Origin of the sequence: Bradyrhizobium sp. WSM1417 (assembly GCF_000515415.1) — a bacterium.
Classification (GTDB): Bacteria; Pseudomonadota; Alphaproteobacteria; order Rhizobiales; family Xanthobacteraceae; genus Bradyrhizobium.
Genome location: NZ_KI911783.1, coordinates 2,772,024 through 2,797,418 on the forward strand (window position 1 = coordinate 2,772,024; position 25,395 = coordinate 2,797,418).

Here is a 25,395-nt window from a genome sequence, read left to right on the forward strand (position 1 = left end):
TTCGCTTTGATGCCGGCATCATCGCTTTGGTCTTGTTAATCGATCCATGAGAGTCGATAACAGTTCGAACGCAAACGAAAGTTACATCTGATGCGCTTCTTCGTCTTGCTGATGCGGTGAAGATCGCTTTTCCTTTGGGGCGGGACGACGGTCGCAGGGTTGCGGCGCGAGCGCGATTTGCAATCGACTCGTAATTGAAAAGATTGCCGGCAAGGAATTCACAACGCTGGCTTATGTCGAACGGATGCGAAATTTATGCCGCGAAGGCGCAAGGGGGCGAGAGTTCAGCTCAACGCCGCTCGTCAAGAGGAGTGCGGACAGCTTGCTCACAAGGCAGCCTCGATCTTCAGGGGCAAAGGCCGGGATATTACCGCAGGCTGCCCTGCCGATGAGATTGCGGCCATGGAAGAAATGTTGAGGAATTATAATATCTCGAACCACACCCCAAAGCGTCGGGTTCGTCACGCAGACGACATCGCAATTGCGGATCTCCTCTCGATTTACCTTGAGGCGCAGCTAGAGAAGCTTCGGGAGCGCTTTAACGTGGATGCCAAGCGCGAAGATTCCATTCCCGACGTTCGCAAGTTCAAGAAGCGAATTGGACGGCTAAACGATTGGTGGGGAGCAAAGATGTTGGGTGAACTTAACGGAGAGGCATGTCGTTCCTATGCCAAACAGCGTTGTAAAAGGGGAGGCGCGCGCCGAGACCTTGAAGATCTCCGCGCCGCGATTGGCTACCATGCGGCCGAAGGATATCATCGGGAAATCGTTAGAGTCTCGCTGCCTGAGAAGGGCCAGCCGCGAGATAAGTGGCTGACGCGTAGCGATACGGCGAGATTGATCTGGACTTGCTGGCGCTATCGCGAGATGCAGAAAAGGTCACACCGATCCGCGGACGACGTAAAGCTCCCGACAAGCAGACGTCCGCTGCGCCACCTTGCTCGGTTCATCTTGCTTGGCGTCTATAGCGGGACTCGTGCCGGAGCGATTGCGGCCGCATCCCCCAATCCGGGGATCGGTCGCTCCTATGTCGACCTGGAGCGTGGGCGATACTACCGGCTGAAGCGGGGAAGTTCTAAAACTAACAAGCGGCAGCCCACGGTACCAATACCCATGCGCCTGCTGGCCCACCTGAGACGCTGGCATCGGATTGATCCGGAGGCGCAGCATTTTGTCGAATACAACGGGAAGGCAGTCAAGTCGGTCAAAACAGCGTTCAAGAGTGCGGTGAGGCTGGCGGGGCTCGGTCAGGGTATCTCACCTCAAACACTGCGACATACAGCAGCGACCTGGCTCATGCAAAGGGGCGCGGACCCTTGGCAAGCAGCAGGTTATCTCGGAATGTCGCTCGATGTGCTGCTCAACACCTATGGTCATCACCATCCTGATTATTTGTCTGATGCAGTCGACAAGATCGCGAAGCGAGATCCCGTGAGAGAACGAAAACCGCAGACTTCTGGTGCTGTCATTCCAATCAAACGGCGAGGCCTCGTGAGCTACTGATACACTGGAAGCTCGATTCGATCCTCTGGCCAAATCGTTCTGCGTTACTCCTATGTCGCCCGGTTTTCACGAACGCAGAGGCGACCGCAGCCGAAGCAGGCGCCTGAACTTCAAAATGGACACGGAAAGGGGGAAAACCGCTGCTACGTTTTGCGGATCAAAAGGCCATTGCAAAACTGGGAACCATTTCTGGAGCCACCATCACGCCAAATGCCTCGGCAGGAGCAACCTATAGCGCCACCTTCCTCGACCGGCGAAGCGGAATTCGGCTGCTTCTCGCAGAAGCTTCGTCCCAGGGTGTCGTCGTTGTAGCTCACGGTGGAGCGTCCGCGCCGAAATTGGGGCGAGCAAGGCTTCAACTTCAGTATGTAGCTTTGGCCCGAAACCAGGTAGCCGTGTCAGTGCTGGTGATATCCAGCTTACACCCTGTGCAACTCTTAAGGAATACCGCGCTCGTCCCCCCGGGGCCAGGAGCCGCGGGACAACCCCGGGTGCGGGCGGCGCTCTGGACGCCTGAGGTGATCCGTGACGATGTTGTCAAGGGCTGAGAATAGCTTGATATCCGACGCACAATCGTTCGAATTGTTACCGGTCAATTTCCCGTTGAGTTTATCCTCGTAAGTGGGTGCAATTATCAATCGCGGCCATCTACGATCAATGGGATCACAATCTTGGGATTACGCGTGGGAACGTCTTTCAGCCTGTGATGAATTGCGTGAGCGAAATCATCCGACTGCTGTCGCGGAACAGGTGCTGCGGCTCTGGTAGCTGCTTGCTGGGCGCTGACTTCGGCCTCAGGATTGTCGCTGACCGAGCGCTTGCGTTGAGCTAAAGGTACTTTCATGGTTCTGGCACTTACATTGATTGCTCTGGCATGTAATCCGGGAGATCGGTTGCTGGATCTCTCTGCCAAACTGCCACGAGCCGTCAAGACTGTCGACGTCCTGATTTCTGTGGAGCCATTTTACGCCCGGTTGTATCTCTACCAGCCTGGTTTTCCCGACAGCTCGCAAAGTTGCTGCCGCAACCAGCCCAGCTCGGTGCTCAAACTTCCGGTCATTGACGGACGATTCTGCATTAAGCAGAGCCAGTCGCAGATGAAATGGAAGTTGCAGATCATCGGTCGGCCCGACGAGGAAATCTAGACGGCTAGTGTGCCTGTTCAAGGAGGTAGTATGCAACAGATACGTAAACTGCGCACTAGCTGGAAGTTTGCTGCAAGATATTTGGCCCCGGTCCGTAAGAAGAAGGCCACGCGAGGCCAACTGATGGGCCTTGGCCACATTGTGAATCTGTTGTTCATTCCAAATTTCAGCGTTGGCGTAACGATAACAGTATTCGGAGAACTGAAAACAAACTTCTGCCCGGACATTGTGACGTAGTTATATTCAACCTTTGTAGTCCATTGCGTCGTCGGAAAAGCATATTCGATCCGCCACCGTACAGTGCGCCACCGTTGGTATTTGAAACGAAGGTGGTCGTCGTATTCAAGGCCAGCGGCGAGTTGATCGCGAGCGTTTGCGTCACCCAACCATAGCCCACCTTGCCGTAGAAGAGCGTGGAATTAACGGCATAACCGAGCGCAAACCAATGCTGGTTGTCCAATTGAATTGCCCGGTTGTTTTCGTGAGGCCGGCGGGTCCTCGAGTGGAGGAAGTCGATGACGAGGGCTGGAGCTCATCCAGTCACCGTCGATCTCTGCACCCAAAACAGCCGAACTGATTTGATAGTTGAACCCTGCCTGGAGCCCGCCAATAAAGCCAGTGTTCGTCGTGTTCCAAGGGCACCAAAAGTCCTTGTGGTCTTTTGGGAATTCCAGGCCGCACCCAAATTATAGCCAGCGTAGAAGCCTGTCCAAGTGTAAGCGCTGTTTCGGTCCCACCTTCCATTGAACGCGTCGAGCGAGGAATGATCGATCTCTGATTGGAGATCGGCTTGTGTATAAGTTTGACCATATGCTTGAGCCTAGGACCTCGGTTCGTCGCTCTAGCTAGCCACGGCTCAGAACCTCCGCAGATGACCAAGCTGATCACGATGTCTGCCCGAAGGCTTGGAGAGACCCGCTGGGCCCTTCGGTTATCGAGCCGACGCGAAGTACCGCTTCGACGCGCTCTTGCGCCGCGCCATTTCGCGAGCGACCTCCCAGATCCTGTTGGACGATTTTCTCGATCGTGCCTCCTCAAATCCCCGGCCGCATCCGGGCTGCTCCATCGGGAAAAATGCCATCAACCCGAGCGGCAGCGCTCTCGAAGGAGACGATCAGGAAAACACGGAAGCGCAAGGCCGCGTTCTCATTGAAGCGGTCGTTGAGCCTCAACCTGAAACAACCTACTGTGCTGATATTCGCGCAACGTAGCAAGACGAGTGCCGTCTGGCAAAAAGGAGTTGTGAGCGCTTCAATCGAGCGGATCGTTTCCCTTCGGCTGCTGCAAGAACTTCATCGTGTGTCCGCGCGCTTCACGGTCGCGCGGGGCGGGGCGTTCGGACGGGTCGCGGCCGAGCTTGGACTGCAGCTCGACGAGGTCGGTGAAGACGTCGGCCTGGCGGCGCAACTCGTCCGCGATCATCGGCGGCTGGCTGGCGATCGTGGAAATCACGGTGACCCGCACGCCGCGGCGCTGAACGGCCTCGACCAGGGAGCGGAAGTCGCCGTCGCCCGAGAACAGCACTATCTGGTCGATGTGCTCGGCGAGCTCCATGGCGTTCACGGCGAGCTCGATGTCCATATTGCCCTTGACCTTGCGGCGGCCGGAGGCGTCGATGAACTCCTTGGTCGCCTTGGTGACGACGGTGTAGCCGTTGTAGTCGAGCCAGTCGATCAGCGGCCGGATCGAGGAGTACTCCTGATCCTCGATGATCGCGGTGTAGTAGAACGCCCTAAGCAGCGTCCCGCGGCTCTGAAACTCCTTCAGCAGGCGCTTGTAATCGATGTCGAAGCCCAGAGTTTTCGCCGTCGCGTAGAGATTGGCTCCGTCGATGAAGAGCGCGATCCTGTCGGTAGAGGAAGGTGACATTGTGGCTGAGCCTTTGGCAGCGCGTTGAGGGAGCGGAGCAGAGCCCGCTCGAAACATTCGGGGAGCATTATGAGGTCCGCTAATTGTGATGGTGCGCAGCCTGCTTCGTCGTTGACCACGCTGTGCTCTGGAACTCAGGCTGACACGGCAAATCAAGACGGGCAAGTCTGACATACTTTCTGCGTACTGAAATCCTGCTCCTGTTTGGTGGAAATGATTTAGTTCAGATCCGCGATGCATGTCATGAGGCCTGCAAATTCGCTCGCTCTGATTGCGCAATCGCAGGCGTGGCCGCGCCTGGCGCTGTTCCGTTTCCGGCAAACTGGGACCGTGCTTTTCGTGGGAGCGGCGCGAACCAAGCATGCCCCAGTACATGGCCAGACGAGCGATATTTCATCTGCGCTAATGACAATCTCACATCGAAACCGTACGCGCTGGAGCTGAACCGGAGTCAATTTACTTCGGCTTCTTTTCCCTCTAGTCTCCGGCAAGTGGTAAAAGAAATTTTTGATTTCGGAGCGCTTATGCCGAGTGCAATCGAGTTGATCGTTGAGGGGTATGCACGTCTGAAAGACCGCGAGTCGCTCGAGCATCTGAGAATGCACCGCCAGCGCCTGGCCGTCGACCTGAAGGCAAGGGCGGGGTTTGACTGCCGCCCTTCGATCGCCCAGCTGGAAGAGGACATCGCTACTATTGAGGCGGGGCTCAGAACGCTTTCCGGCCCAGTCGCCGGGTAGATCGGCTAAGGCCTGCCGCAGACGGGACCAGCGAGAAGGCCGCCCGAAGGGAAGGTGGGGTGGCGCGAGACCAGGCGTAAGGCGTCCTGCCGCGGATGGGCGCGTGCACCTGACGTTTGCATTTGGCGTAGCTGCGAAAAAGTGCTGCACCAATCTTGCGCACGGTCCAGGTACATTCCACTCCCGCTTGCTGTCATCCAGAGCGAAGCTGGCAACAGCGGTAGATGGAGCAAATTGCCCCGCCGCAGCTTCTTGATCAGTGCCGCGTAATCGGGAGTGCCGCCTGGCACCCTAATTCCAAGGGTGCAAGTCCATACAGCGGCCTGGACTGTCGGCTGCGGGAATTAACAGGGCAAACCGCAAAAAGACACAACCGAGGCTTTGCCCTGTTAGATTCAGAAAGCTTCAATAACCGGCGCCTGTGGCGGGTTTTCCCGAAGAGGGTGTAACGGGAATTCCGGGTCTTCAGGACGGGATCGGAAATCGAAATTCGCTGAAACGGGGGCGTCAAAAGAGCCCGGACGGCCGGGATGGTGTCTCCCATCTTGACTGCTTAGGGCGGTCTTTTGCTCGCGAATGTTGACTTTGGACTAAATGTTAACGATATTTAACATGTTGAAAAAGGAGCTTTTGTCACGATTTAAAAAAAGGGCGAGCAGATGATTAGAAAAGGCATTTTATTTTCTACAGCCGCTTTGTTGGTGGCGGTAACCTGCACAGCAATCCCAAAAGCAAGCTCGGCGTCTGTCGCGCTGACCGCAGACGGCAATGCACTGGGTTTCAGCTTGAGCACATTCGCTATTACCGATCCGGGCAACACAGGCTCATTTAGCTTTGGCCCGTTCGGTCTCGCTGCCACAAAAGATGGCCATGTTTTCGTTTCCGATTACGCCCAGAGCAAGACTTGGGTATTCAACAACGTCGCAGGTCAGCCGGTGCAGACACCTGCAACTGCTACCTCAACGCTCAACAATTCTTTCGGAACTGTCGGAGCGACTGCTGTCGGAAACACGATTTGGGGCGCTGGCCAAGGGAATGGCAACGTTGGCGGTACCTTCACAACGTATAACACGAGCCTAACTACAGTTACGCCCCAAACCGTCACGGTCGGCGGCTCCCCTGTCCACCCATACCTGGGCATGGCAGCAACACCTGATGGCCATGTCATTGCCACGACGGATAGCGGGCGAATTATAGAAATTACTCCTGGCACTTCAGAAGCGCGGGTGATTACGAATGCTTATGCAGACGGCGTCTCCGTGAGCCCGGATGGTACGAAAATCGTTGCCGAAGTTGCAGGTACCGTCCAAGTCTTTGACCGGGCATCAGGAGCGCTGCTCCATACCTATTTTCCCAATAACTCTCCGGACGGGACCGGCGTGATCAGCGGCGGCGCGTTGGACGGGTTTATCATTGCAGCGGGAAACGACGGGACGGTCGCCTTGATCAATCCTGGCAGCGGCGACATCAAAACAATTGTGAGCGGCATCACCCGCTTTGACTACACCACAGCTGATCCGACAAATGGATCGCTATTGATCGATGGTTCGGAAGGCATCTTCCGCCTTTCCTGCGAAGGCTGCTCGATTGGCAGTCCACCCGTCGTCGCGGGCGTGCCTGAGCCTTCCACCTGGGCCATGATGATCCTTGGTTTCGCTGGCGTCGGCTTTATGGCCTATCGTCGCCGCAACCAGGCGTCGGCCCTCACCGTGGCCTGATAAACCAGCCGCATCAATCTGCTGAAAGGCCGCCTTCGGGCGGTCTTTTTTTGTGCCGGTCGGAGATTGATTGAACGGACGATGGTCATGCTCGCCGTCGCCTATGGGCGCCCTGCCAGATTTCGCGGGAACAGGTGAGCACCTCAGAGATCAGACGCCGGGAAAAGTCGGAATCTCGCCTCGAGAGACGACGGATCGGGCGCCTTAAAAAGGCTAAGGCCCTTAACAAGCATTCTAATCGAAATTTAATAAAATCAGGAACAAGTGGCAATGTCGGCTCTTATGCCTGCGATCCGGCGCGCTGTGCGCCGCGTCACGATGGAGACTGACATGAGGTTATTACTATCGGGAATTGCGGCACTTGCCCTGACCGCAGCAATTCAGCCCGCCCAGGCAATGGTGGTGGGTAGCTTAGGGGGCGGCACCGGTCCCTTTCTCAGCCTGAGTAGCGCCGGCCTGAATGGTGGATCGGTCGCCACACTGACCGGAGGCACGGTCTACACCAGCGACGAGCCGTTCGCTGACATCCCAAAGGGAGGGGTCTACGGCGGGACATTCCTCGCAGCCGGTCCGACCTCCGGTGAGCCTGCGGTGCTCACCTTCCAAAACCCGATCAACTATTTGAGCTTTCTCTGGGGGTCTCCGGACACCTACAACCTGCTCCACGTCACATCGACGACCGGGACCTACGACTTTACTGCGAGCAGCCTGAATTTCGCCGTGACGAACGGAAATCAGGCATTCTCCCAGTATGTCCAGTTCAATGCGACGCCGGGAGACCAGATCCTCTCGGTCAGCTTCAACAACAGTCCCGCGCAGGACGCCTTCGAAACGGCGAACTTCAGCGTGTCTGCGGTTCCTGAAGCGTCTACTTGGGCGATGATGATCACCGGCTTCTTCGGCATCGGTTTCCTGGCCTATCGGGGTCGACGTCAGAGCGGCGCCGCGTTCCGGCTGGCTTAGCTCCGACCTTGAGAAGGTGGGGCCGCGCTGCGCGGCCCCCCAACGTCTGTTGTTCCAAAACCAAACGTTTTGAAGTCACTGCAGTCTCAACTAGGCTTCGACTTTCCCAATTATGCTTTTGAGGCGTTGTTTCATGCACACACGCTCCAAACGATACATGCGGCGTCATCGTGCCAAGCAAAGAGCATTGCGTCACCCTCTTCCTGCCGAGCCATCCGAACGTCTCCCTGTTCAGATCAAGCGAGCGATGGATCGGGCGATGCCCGGTTCGACACCACCGATTTGGTGGTTTCCGACGAGCGGCGCGCCAGTGGCTGGCGTTCTCAGGCCATAGCTGTCCGCGTCGCAACCAGGCGCCCGCCCTTCAACTGCCACTGATAGTCGGCCCCGTCAGTGCGCAGAAAGCCGCCATCGGGCGGCGGTCTTTCTTGCGCCGATTGGAGAAAATGGATCTCGAGCATCATGCCTGTAACCTCAAAGGGAAGAGCGTTCATGCTCGTCGCCGCTTGATATTCGCCTCACAACGATGTCCTGACGTCCATGTTGGGACGGAGAGCACAACGCGCGCGACGTGGATTAAGGTTTACGCACTGATTGAGATGCAATTGTTGGAGGCGCCAGTTAGGACAAGGCATGCCTGAGAGAGTGCGCCATGTTGCCTATGTTGCGGCTATCACCGTTGGCACGGCGGGGTGGCTGTTCTTGTTATATGAGGTGGCCGAACACCTCATCGGAGGGTAGTGGCGCCCTTTACATCGGATCGAGGTCGCTCCGTTGCGAATTCAGCTCGATCTGGCGGCGAGCCCGTCGCGCCGGGACTAAAGCCCGGATTGACGAGGGGCATCTACTGGTTCAACTTAGCCTTTTTATTGAAAGATATGGCCATGTTTTTCTCACGGGCGAATGCTTCGAAACCGAAAATGACGCTTAGGGCATTCTCGAAGATGCTGCGGGCCGAGGCCCAGAAAAGCGATGCGACCACGATCGCAAATCCTCCAGTTCCCATCCTCGCACAGAAGATCGTCTCCGCAATGCGGAATGGAGAGCAAGAAGACTCTGCGGGCGCGGCAAACTGATCTCGCCTCCCCGTGCCTTTCCTCAATTGATTTCAGTACTACCGATAAGAGGGCACGTTTTTCATGCTCCGGGTCGTTATCACTTTGGTGGTCATTTGGATTGCGATCAATCTCCTCTTTGTGGTGTTGGTCATTCCGCCGCGCAAGTCCCAATCCGAATCCGATCCATTGTACCCTGTTGAGAGTGATAGAGCCGTCGGGCGACGGGGCTCGAAATCGGATCGTCCGCCGACGCCATGGCAAACCGCGGTTTCCCTAGTCTCGGGTGCATGTTTCTCGCTCGTCCCTCTTTTCGTTGCCGCGATTGAAACGATAAGGCGATTGTTGGGAAAGAGCAGACGCTGAAATTCCCGTCAGTCAGAAGCTGCAGAGTTGTGTCCGTTATGAAGGCGGCCGCGCATCGGCCGCTTCGCAGCGGTTAAAACTTGCCAGCGCCCGAGCTTCTTCCCAAGTTTGAGTTGGCTCTTGCCGGCGGGCGGCCGCACCGCACCGGCTTTTGGTGTTTCGCTGTGGCGAAGGCTCCGCGCCAGCTCCCGTCACTCACACCAGGGTCATGGCTAAAGACCCGGTTCTCCAACCAAGCGGCCAGTGTGTCGTGTGCAGTGTAATCGGTCCGCCAGCATTCAAGCGCGATGGGGTTTGGACCAGTGTCGTGAACGCGTCTTGTTGAATAGCTCATCCCGGAAGGCGACGCCGCACCTTAAGGAAGGCGTACTGCATGGGTTTGCCGGACGCAGAGAAAAGGCCGCCAGAGGCGGCCTTCCGTTCATAAAATCGAGCGGTTGCTTTTAGGCGCAGCGCAGGTGGGCTGACGACCGCCGACGGTAGGTAACGACGCCGATCCCCGCGAAACCAAGCAGCATCATGGCCCACGTGCCGGGCTCGGGGACTGCCGCGATGGACGTCACCGTGATTTCTCCAGTCACTGAATTGGAGTGACCGACAGAGAACTTGCTCACATCGTCAATTGCGAGGGTGAAAGTTCCGCCGCTCCAAGAATAACTATGCGCCGTATTATCAAAGTCGATGGAAACAGCACCGTTCTGACCTTGCTTAACCTGCCCTTTCACGGTGGCGGCGAAGGCGCTGGCTGCCCCGTTCGGTGTCACGTTGCTGGGCAGCGTGAAAAGCACCTCAAGCGTGAATTTATCGTTGGTGTAATCGTGAGTACCTGGTGAAAGAGCGAACGTGCCCAAGTTGATGGCCAAGGTGTCATCAGTGCTGCCGCTGAATGTGCCGAACGTATAAAGGAGGTTCGGATTGTCTTTTGGTGTCTGCGAAAACGTATTGCAGCCCAGACCAAAGCAGCCTGCCGTAGTTCCGGCAAAAAGAACCGCCGCCTGCGCAGGCTCCGCGGCAAAGCTCAGCGCCAGCATTCCAGCGCCGACCATCGATAAATATTTCATTTCAAACCCCCGGCCGCGTTAATAATCATCTAACACTCTCGTTTTAATATTAAATATTATTAAAGGGGTCAAGCCTAAATTGGTCGCTTGGTGCCCTAAACGGCGCCATGGTTTAAAAGAATGGTTACGCGCAACGGTGAACTTCTTTCAAGCTCAGAGCGGCGGAAAACGTTGTTCGCTCAACGAAAAGACCGCCCGAAGGCGGTCTTGGTACTCTACGGTCGCTCCGATTCAAGCAGTAATCGAGACTGTCCCAGGCCGGCGACGATAAGCTAAGAAGCCTACTCCCGCAAAGCCCAGGATCATGAGCGCCCATGTGGAGGGTTCAGGGATTGCGGTGATAGCGATGTTGTCCAAGCCGCTCGCGTGGTCACCGTCGATGCGCGTTGCCGAAAAGACCAGGTTCTGGCCGTCGATAGCCGTGAAGCTCCATGTTGAGGAAACCCAAGACAAACCCGGATCGATCGTCTTAGAAAGCCCACCATAGCTCACAGTGAAGGGGTCTGCGCCGTAACCCGGGCGCGCAACGCTATCGAATGACACCGTGTAGCTCTGGCCAGCCACGAGGGTGCCAGTATCAATAGTGATGACGCCGAGGTTCGAGCTGGAATAACTCTGAAGGAAGGCGGCGTTCGTGCCCGCACCGGGGGCCGCCGGAAAGCCCCACGCCGGCGCGTTGTTCTGGACTCCCGAGGTGCCCGAGAAACCGACACCCGAAAGCGAAACCGAGCTCCCCGACGGCTGAGAATATCCAGCGGTATCGGAAGCGTAGGAATATTGGCCGGGAGTCACGTTCGAAGCTTCAAAGTCCACGACGAGCACGGAAGCCGAAGCCGCGCTTGATGCCATCGCGAGAGCGGCGGCGGCCAGAAAGAGAGCTTTCATAAATTCCTCAAGGTTAACGAATCGACGTGATGTGTTGCCGGTGTTGCATGTTGCTCCTGCCCTATCAAGACCGGGTCCCCCCGGGGCACCACATCTTTGCTCTTGCTGGCAGCGCCGTGATCCAGAGGCCTGTTGCTCAGCCAAGGATTATCCTCCGGTCCTTGGCTGTTGCTGCGGTCCTCCTGTCAGAGCTCCCCTAGACGCGGGCCTCTGAGCTACTCCAAGCTGAGAGATCACAGGCCAAGCCGCGGCGACCAAGAAGCTAGATTCGAGCTGACACGGCAAGGTCACCGGCACTTGTTCCGGCTCTCTCTCCGCGCTGCGGAAATCGGCCGGGAGGCGATCGCTGCAGCCGGAGCGGCCAAACCCTGGAGCTGAGCGCGGCGACCGCTAACGCTCACCTGCGCTATTAGCCAGAACTGTACGGAGATGGATTGGAACTCAGGAGCGCCGGGCCGAACGAGGAAAGCCGGCGAGCCCCGAGCCCGCCGGCCTCCTGCGATAGCAGGGATGGTGCAGCTCAAATATGTTTGACGACAGCGATCCTACGGCATAAATAAGCGATAGCGACGTCGATCAACACTCGGTCGCGATGCTTAGAACCCGAGCAAAAATGAAATGCTAACGAGCTGCGCAAGTGATGCGCCTCGGAGCTTGCTGGTTTCTGGGCTTCTTCATCACCCAAAACTCCTGCTCTGTGCGCGCATGCCGCCGATGGAGTGGAGATGGTAAAGCAGGATGTGTCCCATCGGGGACCCGTCTCGGAGACCGAGACTTACGAGGTAGGCTACGGCAAGCCGCCCAAGGAAACCCGTTTCGGTGCACGACCCCAGCCTCACCGAGCTGGGCGAGCTCGCGCGAGCGCATCTCAGCACGCGGGAACAGACATTGCTGAGCTGCTCGATCGACCGATTGAGATCCAACGCAATGGCAAGCGGCAAAAGGTGCATCCTCACGAAGCGATGCTGGAGGCCCTGTTCCTAGGTGCCATGGCTGGCAAAATCGGTGCGCTAAAGCAATTCCTAGCGGAATGCACGCGCGCAGGCTTGCTGGAGCCGTCGCTCGCCCTTGCCTGCGGGGCGGTGCAGGCTCCTCGTGACGTGCCGCTCGACCTCGCAGGCTACATTATTCGCAACGAGGGGCTACCGCCTTGGGACGACCGAATCCTCAAGCACTATCGGGCTGAGTATGAGGCTGATGTTGCCAGAATCGCTGAATTGAAAAGGGAGGCGTTGGCGAAAGCCCGGGCCGATGGCGAAAATGTCTACTAAATCGGATGATAGTGACGCGGTCTCTGCACCGGGGCGCACCCCTCCGCCGGTCGAAAGTCCGTTTCAAAAAAGGACAGTCCGGTAATGCGCGCGGTCGCCCCAAAGGCGCTGTCAACGTGCACGCCCGCACCAAAAAGTTTGCACACAAGACGCTCACGGCTCGCGTGTCGGGCAAACAACAAAGACTTAGCCGACTTCAGCTCGTTATTCTCAAGCTTCAAGCGCTGGCGGCCGAAGGAAAGCCTGCTGCCGCGGCGCTGATGAGCAAGGTTCGAGATCGCGCGGCAGTAGCGCCAACTTCCGACTCAGGGATTCTCCTTGTTCCGGCCGCGGTGTCACTGGATGAATTTATCACGCGAGAGCTCGAGCGAACCAAGGACGCTATTCAGCCCGGCACGGCCATCAACCTAGAGGCCGAAGAGTTCATAAGAGCCGCGCGCGGCGAGCCTACGGCCTTGGGCGAGGCCTTACTTCAATTTCACAGGAAGTACGTGGGCTAGCCAAGATGCCTGAGCAGACTTCCGCAAGCCTGTACGAGCTGTTTGATGAACTAGACGTCCGATACTGGGAGAGGCTGATCAAAAGCGGCACCAACCCGAACAAAGAGCAGCTTGCCGCCCTAATAGAGGCCAATGCGGCGAAGCCGCTGCCAGCGTGGCTCAATCCCCTTATCCTGAAGGGGCTGAAGGGGGAGCTGAAAGGCAAACCGGGGCGACCGAAAAAATCAATGTTGGACGACGTCCGGTTTGAGGTCGCTGTTGCCGAATACAAGCGTCTGCTGAAGGCGTTAGCAGTCCGGGAGGAGGGGAGCGTGAAAGGCGCGAAGAAGCGCGCACGCTCGACGGTCATCGAGCCCCGGCATCAACGTGCAGCGAAAATGGCCATCAAGAGCTGGGGCCTGCGAATGGATTGGCGGTCTCTCCTGAACGAGATCTCTTCAAAGAAATAGCCTACCGATTGTTCTGAATGCGATGAGGGGTAATCCTTCTTAGAAGCTCCCGTGTAACAACCAACGGAGCCCCTCTCAGATGAGTCGTCAACAACCGAAGCGTCAACTCTCAATCGTGTACCAGGCTATCACCGACCTCAAACCTCGCGCCAACAATGCCCGGACGCACTCCAAAAAGCAGGTTCAACAAATTGCAGCTGCAATCAAAAGGTTCGGATTTACAAATCCGGTGCTAACGGACGAAAGCAACAGCGTCATCGCCGGTCATGGCCGGCTAGAAGCCGCCAAATTGCTCGGTCTCAGAGAAGTTCCGGCGGTTCGGCTATCCGATATGACGGAGCCAGAAATCCGAGCGTACGTTATTGCGGATAATAAGCTTGCCGAAAATGCAGGTTGGGACAAGAACCTACTCGGGATCGAATTCAAGTATCTCTCGGAGCTTGAGATCGATTTCGACGTAACAATTACAGGCTTTGAGGTCCCTGAGATCGATATTCTGATCGGCACTGCAGCTCACATCTCGCCGGATGGCGACACAGACGAGTTTGTCGAAGCGGGTTTGGGGCCCGCCATCACTCAACCAGGTGACCTTTGGCAAATCGGCGAGCACCGTCTGCTCTGCGGGGACTCAACCAAGGCCGAAATCTACCGGGCCTTGCTCGGCGACAAACGTGCTCAGATGATCTTCTCGGATCCTCCCTACAATGTGCCGATCGAGGGGAATGTCTCAGGGAAGGGCGAAATCGTTCACGCTGAGTTCGCCATGGCGTCGGGCGAAATGTCCAAGGCAGACTTTACGAGCTTCCTTGCTTCGGTTTTCCGAAACCTTGCCGACTATGCCATCAATGGTGCGATCCATTTTCAATGCATAGACTGGCGGCATATTGAGGAAATGCTCGCTGCCGCTAACGGCGTTTACCGCGAACTTAAAAACGTTTGCGTATGGGCGAAAAACAATGCCGGCATGGGATCGTTCTACCGCTCTCAACATGAGCTTGTCTGTGTCTTCAAATCCGGCTCCGCACCACACATCAACAATATCGATCTTGGTCGCTTCGGTCGCAACCGAGCGAACGTGTGGAACTATCCAGGCGTAAGCGCTTTTGGTGAAGGCCGCTCGGACCTTCGATTGCACCCGACCGTCAAGCCGGTTGCTATGGTTGAAGACGCGATTCTCGACTGTTCGCGGCGCAAAGGAATTATCCTCGATCCGTTTCTGGGATCAGGGACGACTTTGATCGCGGCGGAGCGGACCGGACGTATCGGGTGCGGCATTGAGATCGATCCGCACTACTGCGACGTCGCGCTCCACCGTCTCAAGGCGGTATGCGGATTGGACGCAATACTGGAAACCACCGGCGAACGCTTCGAAGACGTCGAGACCCGAAGGGAAGAGGAAAACGCCCGCGGATTGGCCCAAGCCGCTGAATAGCCTCACGACGGCCGGCACCGATCTCGTGTGCCGGCCGATTTGTGCGCAGTCTGCACATTCGCGCCGGGATTCAGCCGAAATGCCCCGCTCGATATTGGCGGTGGCGTTTTTGCGCTCACCGAACATGAAGTTCTATCGGCGTATCCTGATGCGGAGCCGGTGCAAAGGCAGCAAAGCGCCGCGCAAGAACGTTTTATGATGCGGGGACATGTCGCTCATCATCTTTGTTGCTCGGTCGTTGTTCGAGAAGCTCAGTCCTCGGGTCGTTCTTCCCCACCTTCGTTGCCGGCAGTCGTCCTCAGGCGCTTCAGTCCTCGTCGCTGTCGTGCTCGAGCTGCTTTCTCGTAGCGATTCAGACCTGCGACCTGCTTCATTTGGTGGGGTTCTGTGCAATCCATCAGATCGGTAAGCATCTTTAGCCGAACCTGGCGGATGTCAGCCAGCCAATGTCGGGCTCGTGCAAGATCCTTGGCTGCGTCCGCTCGCGACTTGTCTGCCGCTTCAGCTGCGAGCGTCATGCTAAGCGCCTCCAGCCTCGGTCTTTCGTTATCGCCCTCGCTCGATAGTCCGTGTCGATATGCGTTGCGGCTCGATCGTGTTTTTCCCTTGATTGTCCTGGGGCCGGTGCTCTTGGTCGCATTTGCCCGATTGGCTTCGATTTGTCGTTTCGATGTCATTTGACTCACCTCATCCTTGCGCGGCGATGCTGGCCGTATCCCTTCGCGCCGCAACCTGATCAAAATTCTGAGGTGAAAAATAGCAAGAATCTTGCTCCAGAAAGGACTGGCAATCTTCGGCGACTGGAGCGTTACTGAGTCGGCCGGGCGCGATCCCGGCACCGGTATCTGACCTCGCGGACGCGGGGCTTAAGGCAGTGCGGCGGACAACGTCGCAATCGCCTTCAGCGTCGCGTAAACAGGAGATACCATTGCGTACCATTGTGACTGAATCTGTGGCAGGTCCACGGACCCCCATCGTCAAATTCAACCCCAACGACCGGCGCCATTTCATCGGTGGCTCGGACGCGCGCACCATTATGGGCGACGACCCGGATGCGCTCGTTCGGCTGTGGCAGGAGAAGCGGGGGGACGTCGCACCGGAAGACCTCACCGGTAATCTCATTGTTCAGCTCGGTACTGTGACTGAGGTGCTGAACCGGGCTTGGTATCAACGATGCTCTGGCCAAACCATCAAGGACATCCAGAAGCGAATTCGTCATCCCGTGCACAAATGGATGGGCGCGACACTGGACGGCGTCGTCGAACAGACAGGGGCGGTCTTCGAAGCAAAGTTCATGCTGCCGTGGTCGTTCAGCGAGGAAGCTGCGGCGGAAAGCATATGGCGCAGCTACAGCACAACATGTGGGTGACGGCCGCGCGGAACGCCGTACTCTCGATCATCACCGGAGGTGGCAAGTGGGTCGAGATCACGGTTCACGCTGATCCGCTCTATCAACATCTCCTGCTCACGGCGGAAAAGAAGTTCTGGCGTTGCGTTCAGAGCGGGGAGCCGCCCATTCTCTTCAACATCGAGACGCCCCGTCCGAGGCTTGAGGCCGTCAAGGTCGTCGACATGTCCGGGTCGAACCTGTGGGCAGATCTCGCAGCCGTTTACCTTCGGACCCGAGAAGCCCATGGTGAGCACGAAGCGGCCAAGGCGGATCTGAAAAAGCTCGTACCGGAGGATGCCAAGGAGGCGGCCAGTCATGGCATCAGGGCCAAACGCTCCAAGTCAGGCGCTGTCAGTTTTGAGGGCCAAGCTGTCGCAGAGGTGGCCCATGCACCAATCCAGTGAGCGCATCGGGACCATCGCTGCGGCCCTTGCGCGGGCCCAGTCCGAGTTGATGAACCCCGAGAAGACGCTGACCGCGGTCATTCGGTCACCGTTCCCTCGGGAGGAAGATCGGACATTTCGGTATGCCTCGCTGGCAAGCGGACTGGAGATCGTCCGCAAGACGCTGAGCCAGCAGGAAATCGCCACCATCCAGACCACTCGGGTTGAGCAGCCTACCGGGCACATCCATCTCACGACCCTGCTGGCCCATGCATCCGGCGAGTGGATCTCGTCGGACTGGCCGGTCTGTGCCTCCAAGGACGTCGAGGCCCCACACCGGATGGGGGCGGCGCTGACCTACGCCCGGCGCTATGCCCTGTTCGCTCTGGTCGGAATTGCCGGAGAGGACGATTTGGACGCGCCCGACACCCAGGCAGGACCTTTAGTGGCGGCCGAGCCACAAACCGCCTCAGGGACGAAAGGAAAGCCTCCCAAGAGCGTCTTGAACCGACCCCCAGTCCTGCCTCCTGAGCGCTCGGCGGAATTGCTGAACCGGCTACTGGCCGAGCTCGCCACCCAGGTGGACGGGGAGGGCCAGGGCGGCCTCCTTGCTTGGGCCAAAGCAACCCTCCCCCTCAAGAACAGGCTTCGGGAAGCGGATGCGAGAGCTTTGGAGGCCGCTTATGCGGGCAGGCTTGCGGAGCCAACCGGGGCGGGCGCCGATCTCCAGGTCCATCTAACTTCGCCAGCGGAGGAGGCTGATTCCGACCCGCCAATGCCGCCGGATCTAAGGCTGCGTGCCACCGAACCACATCACCGGTTTGCGGATCCAGGCGGCAGCCTTGCTTTCCCAAAGGAGCCGCCTCGGAAACGAAGCAAGGCACATCTCAGTTTCGTCCGGGGATTGCCGTGTCTCATCTGTAAGCGGACGCCGGTCGATGCGCACCATCTCAAATTCGCGCAACCGCGTGCGCTTGGGCGGAAGGTCAGCGACGAGTTTACCGTTCCTTTGTGTCGGCCCCACCATCAGGCTCTGCACCGGCAAGGTAATGAAAAGGCATGGTGGGCGGACATGCAGGTCGATCCGCTGCTTGCTGCGAGGGATCTCTGGGCCACCAGCCCAGTTCATGAGACTGGGAGCGCACCACCGTCATACTCAGAAACACCGAGTGCGCTGGAGGCACCGCCAAGATGAACGCGCCGTTCCAAATCGCACTACGCCCGAGTTACGTTGCGCCAGAGGAGCTGGAAGTCCTGCGACCTGAGCCTCTATTGTTGCCCGGAGAAAGCCGCGAACAGTACGACGCGCTCCAGCGCATTGTTCTCGGAGACATCGCGCCGAGATCCGCCATCGAGTGCTTGCTGGCGTTCGACGTAGCGGAGCTGTCCTGGGAAATTCGCCGCTACCGGTCGCTGCGTCACAAGCTGCTGGAGGCCTTTCGGCATCGAGCGGTCGAAAGGGCGTTGAGCCAAATTGATCTTGTCGGTATCGACGACCGCACAAAGCAGCTCGCAAGAGCGCATATCGCAAAGAATGTGGTGGACTGGCGAGTCAATCCTAAAGCTGCGGCTGAAATCGACCGTCGCCTCTTGGCGTACGGCTTCGATCAAACATCTATCAGTATGGAAGTCTATTTGCAGGTCCGCGAGCAATACGCTTTCTTTGAGGGGCTGATCAATTCAGCCTCTCTCCATCGTTTCAACCTGCTCCGCGAAATTACTCGGGGGCGATTTGCTAAGACAGCAAATCTGGCGCGGTGAAAGGAAGGCTGCAGGCAAAGTACGCAAGTCAAGATTAGGCGCAACGTAATCTTGTGCCGTCGAGAGCAGAAGAGCGGTCACATCTATGGTCTGTTCGGCCGCACTGCGACATATCTCCGGCGCGATGCGCCGACCAGCACGTAGAACGCCAATTCGAGTTGAGCGCTTTTGCCGCGCAAGCTCCGTCACGAGCACTAACCTCTCATGATCGATCTGCGCCGTTTAGCCCGCACTTTTTTGCGGTCCGCCACGCCAGCAAAAGCAAGTGGCATGGTGAGAACCTTTCCTCGGTTAACCGAGGATTGAGAAACTCGCCCGAAGGCCTTGCGAAGGCTGATTCTCCGCGGCACAATTAGAAATTGATCAAGGCGCGAGATTTTTATGAGGCGGCCGAGCATTGCGGAAACTCTATCACTCTATCTGCACCGCGCAAAGGTGGTGCATGCGGAGTTCGGCTTTCGGGAGTTAATCGGTCGCGTGCTTAGGCGACTGGGCTTCCAGGACCGGGCGATAGCTGCTTGGCGAAAGCAGAAGATGGAGGCAGACGTCAATTTTGACCAACGCTTTGGTACGGATACAGGAGGAGTGCAAAACCTCGCAGGCCAGGGTGGCATCGTTGGCGAGAATGCAAAGCATGGCCTTGCGCACATCGCGACCGAGCCAGCGCAATTCAGTCAGATAATGCAGATGCTTGATCTGCCGCTTTCAGAGTTCACTTTCGTCGATCTTGGCTGTGGCAAGGGCAGAGCCCTAATCCTTGCCGCACAATTTCCATTCAAGGCGATCATTGGAGTGGATTTCGTGCCGTCGTTCGTTGAAGCCGCTCGCAAGAACGTCAGTGTTGCAGCTGCCCAAGGACTACGAGGGGACATACAGGTCTTAGTCGGAGACGCAGCGCAGTTTGTTCTGCCTTCCGGGGCAGCGCTCGTGTACCTCTACAATCCATTCGATTCACACGTGGTCCGGAAAGTTGCCTTGCACCTGCGGGCTTCCTACGAAAGCGATCGCCGTCCAATTTTCATCGTCTACTCCAATCCCGTTCACATACACGAGTTTACAAGCTGCGGCTGGCAGCCTGTAATTCAAGGCAGCGGGTGGGTAGCCTTTAATTATCTCGACTGAAAATCACACTCTGTGTCTCAGGAGAACTGCGCTCTCAAGAATTTCGCGCTGTTGCTTCATATTTTTCAACTGCCAGGCGACGCATGTTCTCTTATTTTTTCTCACGAATAGCTCATACGAAGATTGTGAGCAGCCTCGCGCTCGGCCTCGCAATTCTAAGGCACGCCCATCTTCTGAAACGGATGCTATTCGCGCGGCGAGCTAGTGCGCTCGGTCGCTATCTTCGCGTTCGCCCGGAGATCATCGAGATCGTTTACGGTCGATTCATTTCCGCGAACTGGGATGCTGCAACGAAACTCAATACCGCGATAAGCCATGTCGAAACGGTCGAGGCAATTGGAGGGGCGCTAGGTGCAGAGGCGGACATTGTCACCGATCTGATCGAGCTGCCCGAGGGTTCTGGTTACAGGATCAGTCTTGATCAGCCGCGATGGTTGCTTAGAGAAGGTCAGCTCGCCTTGAGTCTGTGGGGAGGCCCTGACCGGATCTTCAGTGTTAGCTTCTCGTTGCGGGCGGATGCAGCTGGACTAAATGCTTTCATCGGGGGAATTCAGGGGCGACGGCAGGTTGAGGGTGAGGAGGATGTTCTCGAGCGCTATAGGCGTTTCACAAAATGTGCCCATGGTGTTCGCCCTAGAGATTTCATCCTTGAGGTCTTCAAGGTGTTCTGCAAGGTCATTGGCGTTGACCACATTCTAGCCGTAGCGCAAGCCAACCATCCCCTTTCCGGAAAGAGTGACGGATTTTCACTGGCTTATGATGAGATTTGGCAGGAGCGCGGCGGCCAATATGATGGTCATGGATTTTACGCCTTGCCCATTGGTTTTTCGACCAAGGCAGAAGATGAGATTCCGGCCAAGAAGAGGAGTCAATATCGAAAGCGTAGCGCAATGTTTGCGGATATTGAGGACCGATTGTCCGAACGCCTGGTGAAGCAGCGCTTGGAGAGGCCCCGCCCTGCAGCTGAGCTTCAGCAAGGTGACGTAAGGAGCCTGGATACACTGCTGCGGTTTCTGGCTTACGCAGGCGCAATATTCGTTTTAGCGTCCACGAACTTCATGGGCGGGACCTGGATTGGATTTGCGGTTGGCTTGGCTTTCGTCCATGCGACCTACTGGATGCTGAAGGGGAATATCCCCGAGCGAGCTGGCGAGCGAATAAGGACACTGGCTCGACTCAGGCGGAGCCCTATAGCTGTTCGTGCAGGAGTAGCGATAGCCATTCTCGCCTTGGGATTGGCCGTTGATGTCCAATTGGATGCGGACAGAGCGCTGGGAAGAATCTTCAAACTCTATTTCATCCTTGTGTTCGTAAGTTCTCTTTGTCTCGGAACGCGTGTCACCTTAGTTGTCGGTGCGGTTTGTCTTGTGGCTCTTAATTTTCTGCACCTACCACCACGATACAGCTTTGCGATCTCGAATTGGCAAGAGGCCCTGGATCTGCTGACGTTCGGCGCTATGGCAGCCCTAGTTCTGGTGATACCTCGACTCTTGCTCGCTTCCATCGAGCTGGGCGCGCTCAAGCGCCGGCGCATTAGATAGGGCTTTCAGCCACATGAGGCAGCTTAGCTAGCACTCCCACCGTTCGGGATGGCCTTGGAGCTTGGATGTCTGTTGGTCTGGGCGTCCAGTTAGGGGAACTTGTATGCGTCGCTATCTGAGCGGCGAGGATCACGATCAACGTGCCTACGATTTCAACGATTTAAAAGCTGAGTGGGTACTGCAAGACCTGCCTGAGAGCACGCCAATTGCCGGTCGTGATGACTCCAATGCAATCGCGACGGCCAATTCTCAAGAGATGCTGGCCGCAAGCGTTGCCGCGCGTGTGCTTCGCGACAGTAAAATCGACTTCCTCCAGATGTGTGTCCGCTTCCAGGCCGGTAAGCGCTGAACCGCCCTCATCCATTGACACGTTACGGAACATGCCGGACATTGAGTGCATAAGGAGTAGCGTGATGAATTTATTATCCCGAAGCCTTTTAGTCCTGCTTGCCGGCTTGGCCTCGCCATCGATTGCGTTGGCTCTCCCAATCGTAGCAGTCGGAGATACGTTCACCGGAACGATACGGATCGATCCGTCGACCCCTTGTTCGTCCTGCAGCGTTTCGAGTTCGACTGTCTATGAAACGTTCAGCAACGCGGGATCCATCTCCGTTGATCTAGCAGGCAACCACTTTACGGGTAGCTCACTGTACATCGAAGTCTCCTATGACAATACGCCCAATGGGCAACTTGGCCAATGGGCGGGATATACGCCAACGCTCAGCGGCGGGATTCAGGTTCTGCTAGACGGGCCATATCGTTCCACTTCGATCCTGCCTTTGGACCTAACGCAGTATCAGCCGTTGCCTCCAATCGACCAGATATCTTTCAACGAGGCGGACTCGACAGGCGCGCAGTATAGCTATGCTGGTAATTTTACGTCGCTGACGAAGCTCGACGGGCTAGGCAACTTCGCCTTTGAAGGCACCGTTACCCAATTCGAAGTCTTCTCCTCGGCAGTTCCGGAGGCTTCCACTTGGGTGATGATGATTATTGGTTTCCCAGGCATTGGATTCCTTGCCCTTCGCCGCCGGATCCTAATGACGTCGGACGCTACCTGGCCCTTGCAGACCTCAATTCTGGCGACAAGAAACTGCCTTCGGAGTTAGCTCGTGGCGCGCCTTGTCGCCTGAGGATTGAAGCATCATTCCGCTGGTACGACGGTCTTATCGGGCGACCGCCGCAGCCGGTCGATCAAAAGATAGATCACCGGCGTCGTGTAGAGGGTGAGGATCTGAGAGACGAACAGCCCGCCGATGATGGTGATGCCGAGCGGGCGGCGAAGCTCGGTGCCGGGGCCTGTCGCGATCACGAGAGGAATGCCGGCGAACAATGCCGCCATCGTCGTCATCAGGATCGGGCGGAAGCGCGCCTGGCAGGCCTCGAAGATCGCCTCCGCCGAAGACAGGCCACGCTGGCGTTCGGCATCGAGCGCGAAATCCACCATCATGATGCCGTTCTTCTTGACGATGCCGATCAACAGGATGATGCCTACGAAGGCGATCACCGTCAGCGGCGTATTGGTGAGCTGCAAGGCCAGCAGCGCGCCGAGGCCCGCCGAGGGCAGCGTCGAGATGATCGTGAGCGGATGGGCGAGGCTCTCATAGAGCACGCCGAGCACGATATACATCGCCACCAGCGCGCCCAGGATCAGGAGCGGCTGGCGGCCGCTGGTCTTGGCGAAATCGCCGGCATTGCCGTCAAAGCTGCCGCGGATGCCTTCCGGCATATGCAGTTCCTCGACCGCGCGCTGGATGTTCTGCGTCGCTGCTTGGAGCGGCACGTCAGGCAACAGGTTAAAGGACACCGTGGTCGATGGGAACGATTGCGAATGGTGGACGGCGAGTGCGGCGACCCCCCGCGTCGCATGCACCACGGCAGACAGCGGCACCTGTACGCCGCCCGAACCGGCGACATAGATGCGGTCGAGGTTGGTGGGATCGACTTGAAACTTCGGGTCGATCTCCAGCACGATCATGTACTGGTTGCGCTGGGTGTAGATGGTCGAGATCTGCCGCTGCGAAAACGCGTTGTTCAACGCGTTGTCGATGTCCTGCACTTTGACGCCGAGCATCGATGCCTTTTTGCGGTCAATAGAGAGTGTCAGCTGTAAACCGTTCGGATCGCGATCGCTGGAGATGTCCGTAATCCCCACGACGGTTTCCAAACGCTTCGCGACGATAGGAGCCCATTGCTGCAACAGGCCGAGATCGGTGCTGGTGAGTGTATATTGGTAATTAGAGTCGCTTTGCCGTCCGCCGGCGCGCACATCCTGGGCGGCGAACATGAACAGGCGAATCCCGGCGACCGGATAGAGAGCGCGGCGCAATCGATCGATGACGCTTTCCGTGGAGACAAACCCGCGATGCTCAGGTGGTTTCAAGTTGATGAACATGGTGCCGCGGTTTGCGCCTTGGCCTCCTGGGCCCCCGCCGCTTCCGACAACTGAGCCGAGACCGGCCACGGCCGGATCGGCGAGAACAATGTCCGCGAGCTGTTGCTGCAAGCCCAGCATCGATTGGAACGAGGTGTCCGCGGAGGCGCGCGTTGCACCGATGACGAAACCGGAATCGTCAGTCGGAAAATAGCCTTTCGGGACCTTGATATAGAGAGTAACCGTCAAAGCGATGGTTGCGAAAAACACCAGCAATGTCAGGAATGGGAATTCGAGCGCGACGCCGAGGGTGCGGGTGTAGAACGAGACCGTACGCGACAAGAAGCCCTCGACGAGGCGGTCGAATAGTGTCGCGCTTCTGGAAGTGGTATGCCGGATGTAATGGGCGCAGATCATCGGCGTGACGGTCAGCGATACCAGAGTGGAGACGAGAATCGCGAACGTCAGCGTCAGTGTGAATTCTCGCAGCAGGCGGCCGACAATTCCATCCATAAAGATCAGTGGAGCGAAGGCAGCGACCAGCGAAAGGCTGATGGAGACTACAGTAAACCCAATTTGCCGCGCGCCTTCCTGCGCAGCCTGGAATGGTTGCATACCCAGCTCAAGATTGCGGTGCATGTTCTCGATCATGACGATGGCATCGTCGACCACAAAGCCAACCGAGATCGCAAGTGCCATCAGTGAGAGATTGTCGATCGAGAAGCCTGCGACCCACATACCGGCACTTGTTCCAGCAAGGGCGAGTGGCACCGAGACGCCGGCGGCGATCGTGGGCGGAAGCCGGCGCAGGAACACGAACACGACGATCATAACGAGGAACGCGGTTGCCAGTAGTGTCCATTGCATGTCCACCACGCTGGCACGGATTGTGCCGGTGCGATCGACGAGAGTGGAAATCTCGACCGCGGCTGGGATCCACTGCTTCAGCGCCGGGATAAGTGCTTTCACGCGGTCAACCGTGTCAATGACGTTGGCGTCGCCTTGTTTTCTGATCTCGATGAGGACGGCCGGCTGCTTGTTGAACCAGGCAACCGAACGAACGTTTTTGACGGAGTCTTCGATTTCGGCGACGTCGGAGAGACGCACGAAATTACCGTTGGAGCTCTTGATGACGATGTCACGAAATTCCGTCGCCGTGCGCATCTGGCGATTGACCGACAAAGTCTCGCTTTGGTGCTCGCCATTGAAGATCCCGACGGGCCCAAGCGGATTGGCGTTGATCACCGCGGTTCTGACGTTGTCGGTTGCGATCCCAGCGTTCGATAACGCCGTGGGGTTGAGCTGAATTCGCACCGCCGGCTGATCCGCCCCGCTGACCGTAACATTTCCAACACCTGGCACCTGCGCGATGCGCTGCAGTAGTACGGTGTCGGCGACGTCGTAGAGAGCGCTGGTCGAGAGTGTCTTCGATGTAAGCGCGAGGACGTAAACCGGGGCGCCGGAGGTATTGGCCTTCCCAAAACGTGGCAAGGAAGGTAGGTCGCTCGGAAGATCGGGCACCGAGGCGTTGATTGCGGCTTGAACGTCCCTCGCAGCGCGATCGAGGCTCCGACCGATGTCGAACTGAAGGAGCACGCTGGTCAGACCGAGCGTGCTGGTCGAGGTGATCTGGTTGACGCCCGCGATTTCGCCAAGCCGCCGCTCAAGCGGTGCGGCCACGGTGCTTGCCATGATGGAAGGATCTGCGCCGGGGCGAAACGCGTAAACGAAGATGGTGGGAAAATCGACGTTCGGCACGGACGCCACCGGCAAGAACCTGTAAGCGACGATGCCAAGGAGCAGTAGCCCGATAGAAAGCAGTGTGGTGCCGACGGGGCGTCGAATGAATGGTTGTGAGATCGACGGCATC

Annotated in this window: 20 protein-coding genes and 3 pseudogenes; 18 read left to right on the forward strand and 5 right to left on the reverse strand. The window is 57.4% G+C overall.

From position 1 onward, the window contains the following. The first annotated feature begins 402 nt into the window (after positions 1-402). The 3 genes from BRA1417_RS0113360 (at position 403) to BRA1417_RS43980 (ending at position 3,859) form a co-directional block, all read left to right on the forward strand. Positions 403-1,503, forward strand: a complete 1,101-nt coding sequence (locus tag BRA1417_RS0113360; protein ID WP_245286221.1) for a site-specific integrase — start codon at positions 403-405, stop codon at positions 1,501-1,503. A gap of 893 nt (positions 1,504-2,396) precedes the next feature. Continuing rightward, a complete protein-coding gene (locus BRA1417_RS0113365) occupies positions 2,397-2,648 on the forward strand; it encodes a hypothetical protein (RefSeq protein ID WP_027516183.1) in 252 nt (83 codons plus the stop codon). A gap of 1,007 nt (positions 2,649-3,655) precedes the next feature. Then, positions 3,656-3,859, forward strand: coding sequence for a hypothetical protein (locus BRA1417_RS43980; RefSeq protein ID WP_156948725.1), 204 nt, complete (start codon positions 3,656-3,658; stop codon positions 3,857-3,859). A gap of 40 nt (positions 3,860-3,899) precedes the next feature. Here BRA1417_RS43980 and BRA1417_RS0113375 read toward each other — a convergent pair whose 3' ends face one another. Continuing rightward, positions 3,900-4,517, reverse strand: coding sequence for an NYN domain-containing protein (locus tag BRA1417_RS0113375; RefSeq protein WP_027516185.1), 618 nt, complete (start codon positions 4,515-4,517; stop codon positions 3,900-3,902). Between the two features lie 524 nt (positions 4,518-5,041). Here BRA1417_RS0113375 and BRA1417_RS0113380 point away from each other — a divergent pair. The 3 genes and pseudogenes from BRA1417_RS0113380 to BRA1417_RS46245 form a co-directional block, all read left to right on the forward strand. After that, complete coding sequence (locus BRA1417_RS0113380; protein ID WP_027516186.1) at positions 5,042-5,254, forward strand: hypothetical protein; 213 nt, start codon at positions 5,042-5,044, stop codon at positions 5,252-5,254. A 1,607-nt stretch (positions 5,255-6,861) separates the two neighbouring features. Continuing rightward, positions 6,862-6,972 (forward strand): annotated as a pseudogene (locus BRA1417_RS46240) (PEPxxWA-CTERM sorting domain-containing protein); the annotation flags it as partial. An 849-nt stretch (positions 6,973-7,821) separates the two neighbouring features. Then, positions 7,822-7,935: pseudogene (locus BRA1417_RS46245) on the forward strand (choice-of-anchor C family PEP-CTERM protein); the annotation flags it as partial. 323 nt (positions 7,936-8,258) lie between these two features. Here the strand turns inward: BRA1417_RS46245 and BRA1417_RS43985 are convergent. Beyond that, on the reverse strand, positions 8,259-8,429 hold the full coding sequence (locus BRA1417_RS43985) for a hypothetical protein (protein ID WP_156948727.1): 171 nt from the start codon (positions 8,427-8,429) through the stop codon (positions 8,259-8,261). Between the two features lie 336 nt (positions 8,430-8,765). On the opposite strand from BRA1417_RS43985, the gene BRA1417_RS43990 reads away from it, so the two are divergent. Next, the gene (locus BRA1417_RS43990) at positions 8,766-9,011 is read left to right on the forward strand and encodes a hypothetical protein (protein ID WP_156948728.1); all 246 of its coding nucleotides are present in this window, start codon (positions 8,766-8,768) and stop codon (positions 9,009-9,011) included. A gap of 788 nt (positions 9,012-9,799) precedes the next feature. Here BRA1417_RS43990 and BRA1417_RS0113410 read toward each other — a convergent pair. Both BRA1417_RS0113410 and BRA1417_RS0113415 read right to left on the reverse strand, forming a co-directional pair. Continuing rightward, a complete protein-coding gene (locus BRA1417_RS0113410; protein WP_027516189.1) occupies positions 9,800-10,417 on the reverse strand; it encodes a PEPxxWA-CTERM sorting domain-containing protein in 618 nt (205 codons plus the stop codon). A gap of 231 nt (positions 10,418-10,648) precedes the next feature. Then, positions 10,649-11,302 carry a PEPxxWA-CTERM sorting domain-containing protein gene (locus tag BRA1417_RS0113415; RefSeq protein ID WP_027516190.1) on the reverse strand — a complete coding sequence of 218 codons (654 nt, stop codon included), beginning with the start codon at positions 11,300-11,302 and terminating at the stop codon, positions 10,649-10,651. A gap of 725 nt (positions 11,303-12,027) precedes the next feature. On the opposite strand from BRA1417_RS0113415, the gene BRA1417_RS43995 reads away from it, so the two are divergent. From BRA1417_RS43995 to BRA1417_RS44000, 11 genes and pseudogenes are all read left to right on the forward strand, one after another. After that, a complete protein-coding gene (locus BRA1417_RS43995; RefSeq protein ID WP_156948729.1) occupies positions 12,028-12,573 on the forward strand; it encodes a DUF5681 domain-containing protein in 546 nt (181 codons plus the stop codon). Between the two features lie 5 nt (positions 12,574-12,578). Then, entirely contained in the window at positions 12,579-13,073 is a 495-nt protein-coding gene (locus tag BRA1417_RS0113435) for a DUF5681 domain-containing protein (protein ID WP_027516193.1), read from the forward strand. 5 nt (positions 13,074-13,078) lie between these two features. After that, positions 13,079-13,522: a hypothetical protein gene (locus tag BRA1417_RS0113440; RefSeq protein ID WP_027516194.1), complete on the forward strand. Its 444-nt coding sequence runs from the start codon at positions 13,079-13,081 to the stop codon at positions 13,520-13,522. Positions 13,523-13,601: 79 nt separating this feature from the next. Beyond that, entirely contained in the window at positions 13,602-14,954 is a 1,353-nt protein-coding gene (locus BRA1417_RS0113445; RefSeq protein ID WP_027516195.1) for a DNA methyltransferase, read from the forward strand. 937 nt (positions 14,955-15,891) lie between these two features. Beyond that, a pseudogene (locus BRA1417_RS40370) lies at positions 15,892-16,748 on the forward strand (YqaJ viral recombinase family protein). Next, on the forward strand, positions 16,732-17,922 hold the full coding sequence (locus BRA1417_RS0113455; RefSeq protein WP_027516196.1) for an ERF family protein: 1,191 nt from the start codon (positions 16,732-16,734) through the stop codon (positions 17,920-17,922). The pseudogene BRA1417_RS40370 and the gene BRA1417_RS0113455 overlap by 17 nt, the downstream one beginning before the upstream one ends. Beyond that, entirely contained in the window at positions 17,919-18,488 is a 570-nt protein-coding gene (locus tag BRA1417_RS0113460; RefSeq protein ID WP_027516197.1) for a hypothetical protein, read from the forward strand. The genes BRA1417_RS0113455 and BRA1417_RS0113460 overlap by 4 nt, the downstream gene beginning before the upstream one ends. A gap of 381 nt (positions 18,489-18,869) precedes the next feature. Then, positions 18,870-19,610 carry a trans-aconitate 2-methyltransferase gene (locus BRA1417_RS41750; protein WP_051448332.1) on the forward strand — a complete coding sequence of 247 codons (741 nt, stop codon included), beginning with the start codon at positions 18,870-18,872 and terminating at the stop codon, positions 19,608-19,610. Between the two features lie 83 nt (positions 19,611-19,693). After that, positions 19,694-21,151, forward strand: coding sequence for a DUF535 family protein (locus tag BRA1417_RS0113470; RefSeq protein ID WP_027516198.1), 1,458 nt, complete (start codon positions 19,694-19,696; stop codon positions 21,149-21,151). A gap of 103 nt (positions 21,152-21,254) precedes the next feature. Further along, positions 21,255-21,500, forward strand: a complete 246-nt coding sequence (locus BRA1417_RS0113475; RefSeq protein ID WP_027516199.1) for a hypothetical protein — start codon at positions 21,255-21,257, stop codon at positions 21,498-21,500. 64 nt (positions 21,501-21,564) lie between these two features. Further along, on the forward strand, positions 21,565-22,260 hold the full coding sequence (locus tag BRA1417_RS44000; RefSeq protein WP_156948731.1) for a hypothetical protein: 696 nt from the start codon (positions 21,565-21,567) through the stop codon (positions 22,258-22,260). A gap of 35 nt (positions 22,261-22,295) precedes the next feature. Here BRA1417_RS44000 and BRA1417_RS0113485 read toward each other — a convergent pair whose 3' ends face one another. Beyond that, entirely contained in the window at positions 22,296-25,394 is a 3,099-nt protein-coding gene (locus BRA1417_RS0113485; protein ID WP_027516201.1) for an efflux RND transporter permease subunit, read from the reverse strand. Between the last annotated feature and the right edge of the window lies 1 nt (position 25,395).

Excerpts from the sequence above, each read along its gene's own strand:
- BRA1417_RS0113360 (WP_245286221.1), top strand. The coding sequence starts at position 403 with ATGGAAGAAATGTTGAGGAATTATAATATCTCGAACCACACCCCAAAG.
- BRA1417_RS0113375 (WP_027516185.1), bottom strand. The coding sequence starts at position 4,517 with ATGTCACCTTCCTCTACCGACAGGATCGCGCTCTTCATCGACGGAGCC.
- BRA1417_RS0113380 (WP_027516186.1), top strand. The coding sequence starts at position 5,042 with ATGCCGAGTGCAATCGAGTTGATCGTTGAGGGGTATGCACGTCTGAAA.
- BRA1417_RS43985 (WP_156948727.1), bottom strand. The coding sequence starts at position 8,429 with ATGAACGCTCTTCCCTTTGAGGTTACAGGCATGATGCTCGAGATCCAT.
- BRA1417_RS0113410 (WP_027516189.1), bottom strand. The coding sequence starts at position 10,417 with ATGAAATATTTATCGATGGTCGGCGCTGGAATGCTGGCGCTGAGCTTT.
- BRA1417_RS0113415 (WP_027516190.1), bottom strand. The coding sequence starts at position 11,302 with ATGAAAGCTCTCTTTCTGGCCGCCGCCGCTCTCGCGATGGCATCAAGC.
- BRA1417_RS43995 (WP_156948729.1), top strand. The coding sequence starts at position 12,028 with ATGGTAAAGCAGGATGTGTCCCATCGGGGACCCGTCTCGGAGACCGAG.
- BRA1417_RS0113435 (WP_027516193.1), top strand. The coding sequence starts at position 12,579 with ATGATAGTGACGCGGTCTCTGCACCGGGGCGCACCCCTCCGCCGGTCG.
- BRA1417_RS0113440 (WP_027516194.1), top strand. The coding sequence starts at position 13,079 with ATGCCTGAGCAGACTTCCGCAAGCCTGTACGAGCTGTTTGATGAACTA.
- BRA1417_RS0113445 (WP_027516195.1), top strand. The coding sequence starts at position 13,602 with ATGAGTCGTCAACAACCGAAGCGTCAACTCTCAATCGTGTACCAGGCT.
- BRA1417_RS0113455 (WP_027516196.1), top strand. The coding sequence starts at position 16,732 with ATGCACCAATCCAGTGAGCGCATCGGGACCATCGCTGCGGCCCTTGCG.
- BRA1417_RS0113460 (WP_027516197.1), top strand. The coding sequence starts at position 17,919 with ATGAACGCGCCGTTCCAAATCGCACTACGCCCGAGTTACGTTGCGCCA.
- BRA1417_RS41750 (WP_051448332.1), top strand. The coding sequence starts at position 18,870 with ATGAGGCGGCCGAGCATTGCGGAAACTCTATCACTCTATCTGCACCGC.
- BRA1417_RS0113470 (WP_027516198.1), top strand. The coding sequence starts at position 19,694 with ATGTTCTCTTATTTTTTCTCACGAATAGCTCATACGAAGATTGTGAGC.
- BRA1417_RS0113475 (WP_027516199.1), top strand. The coding sequence starts at position 21,255 with ATGCGTCGCTATCTGAGCGGCGAGGATCACGATCAACGTGCCTACGAT.
- BRA1417_RS44000 (WP_156948731.1), top strand. The coding sequence starts at position 21,565 with ATGAATTTATTATCCCGAAGCCTTTTAGTCCTGCTTGCCGGCTTGGCC.
- BRA1417_RS0113485 (WP_027516201.1), bottom strand. The coding sequence starts at position 25,394 with ATGCCGTCGATCTCACAACCATTCATTCGACGCCCCGTCGGCACCACA.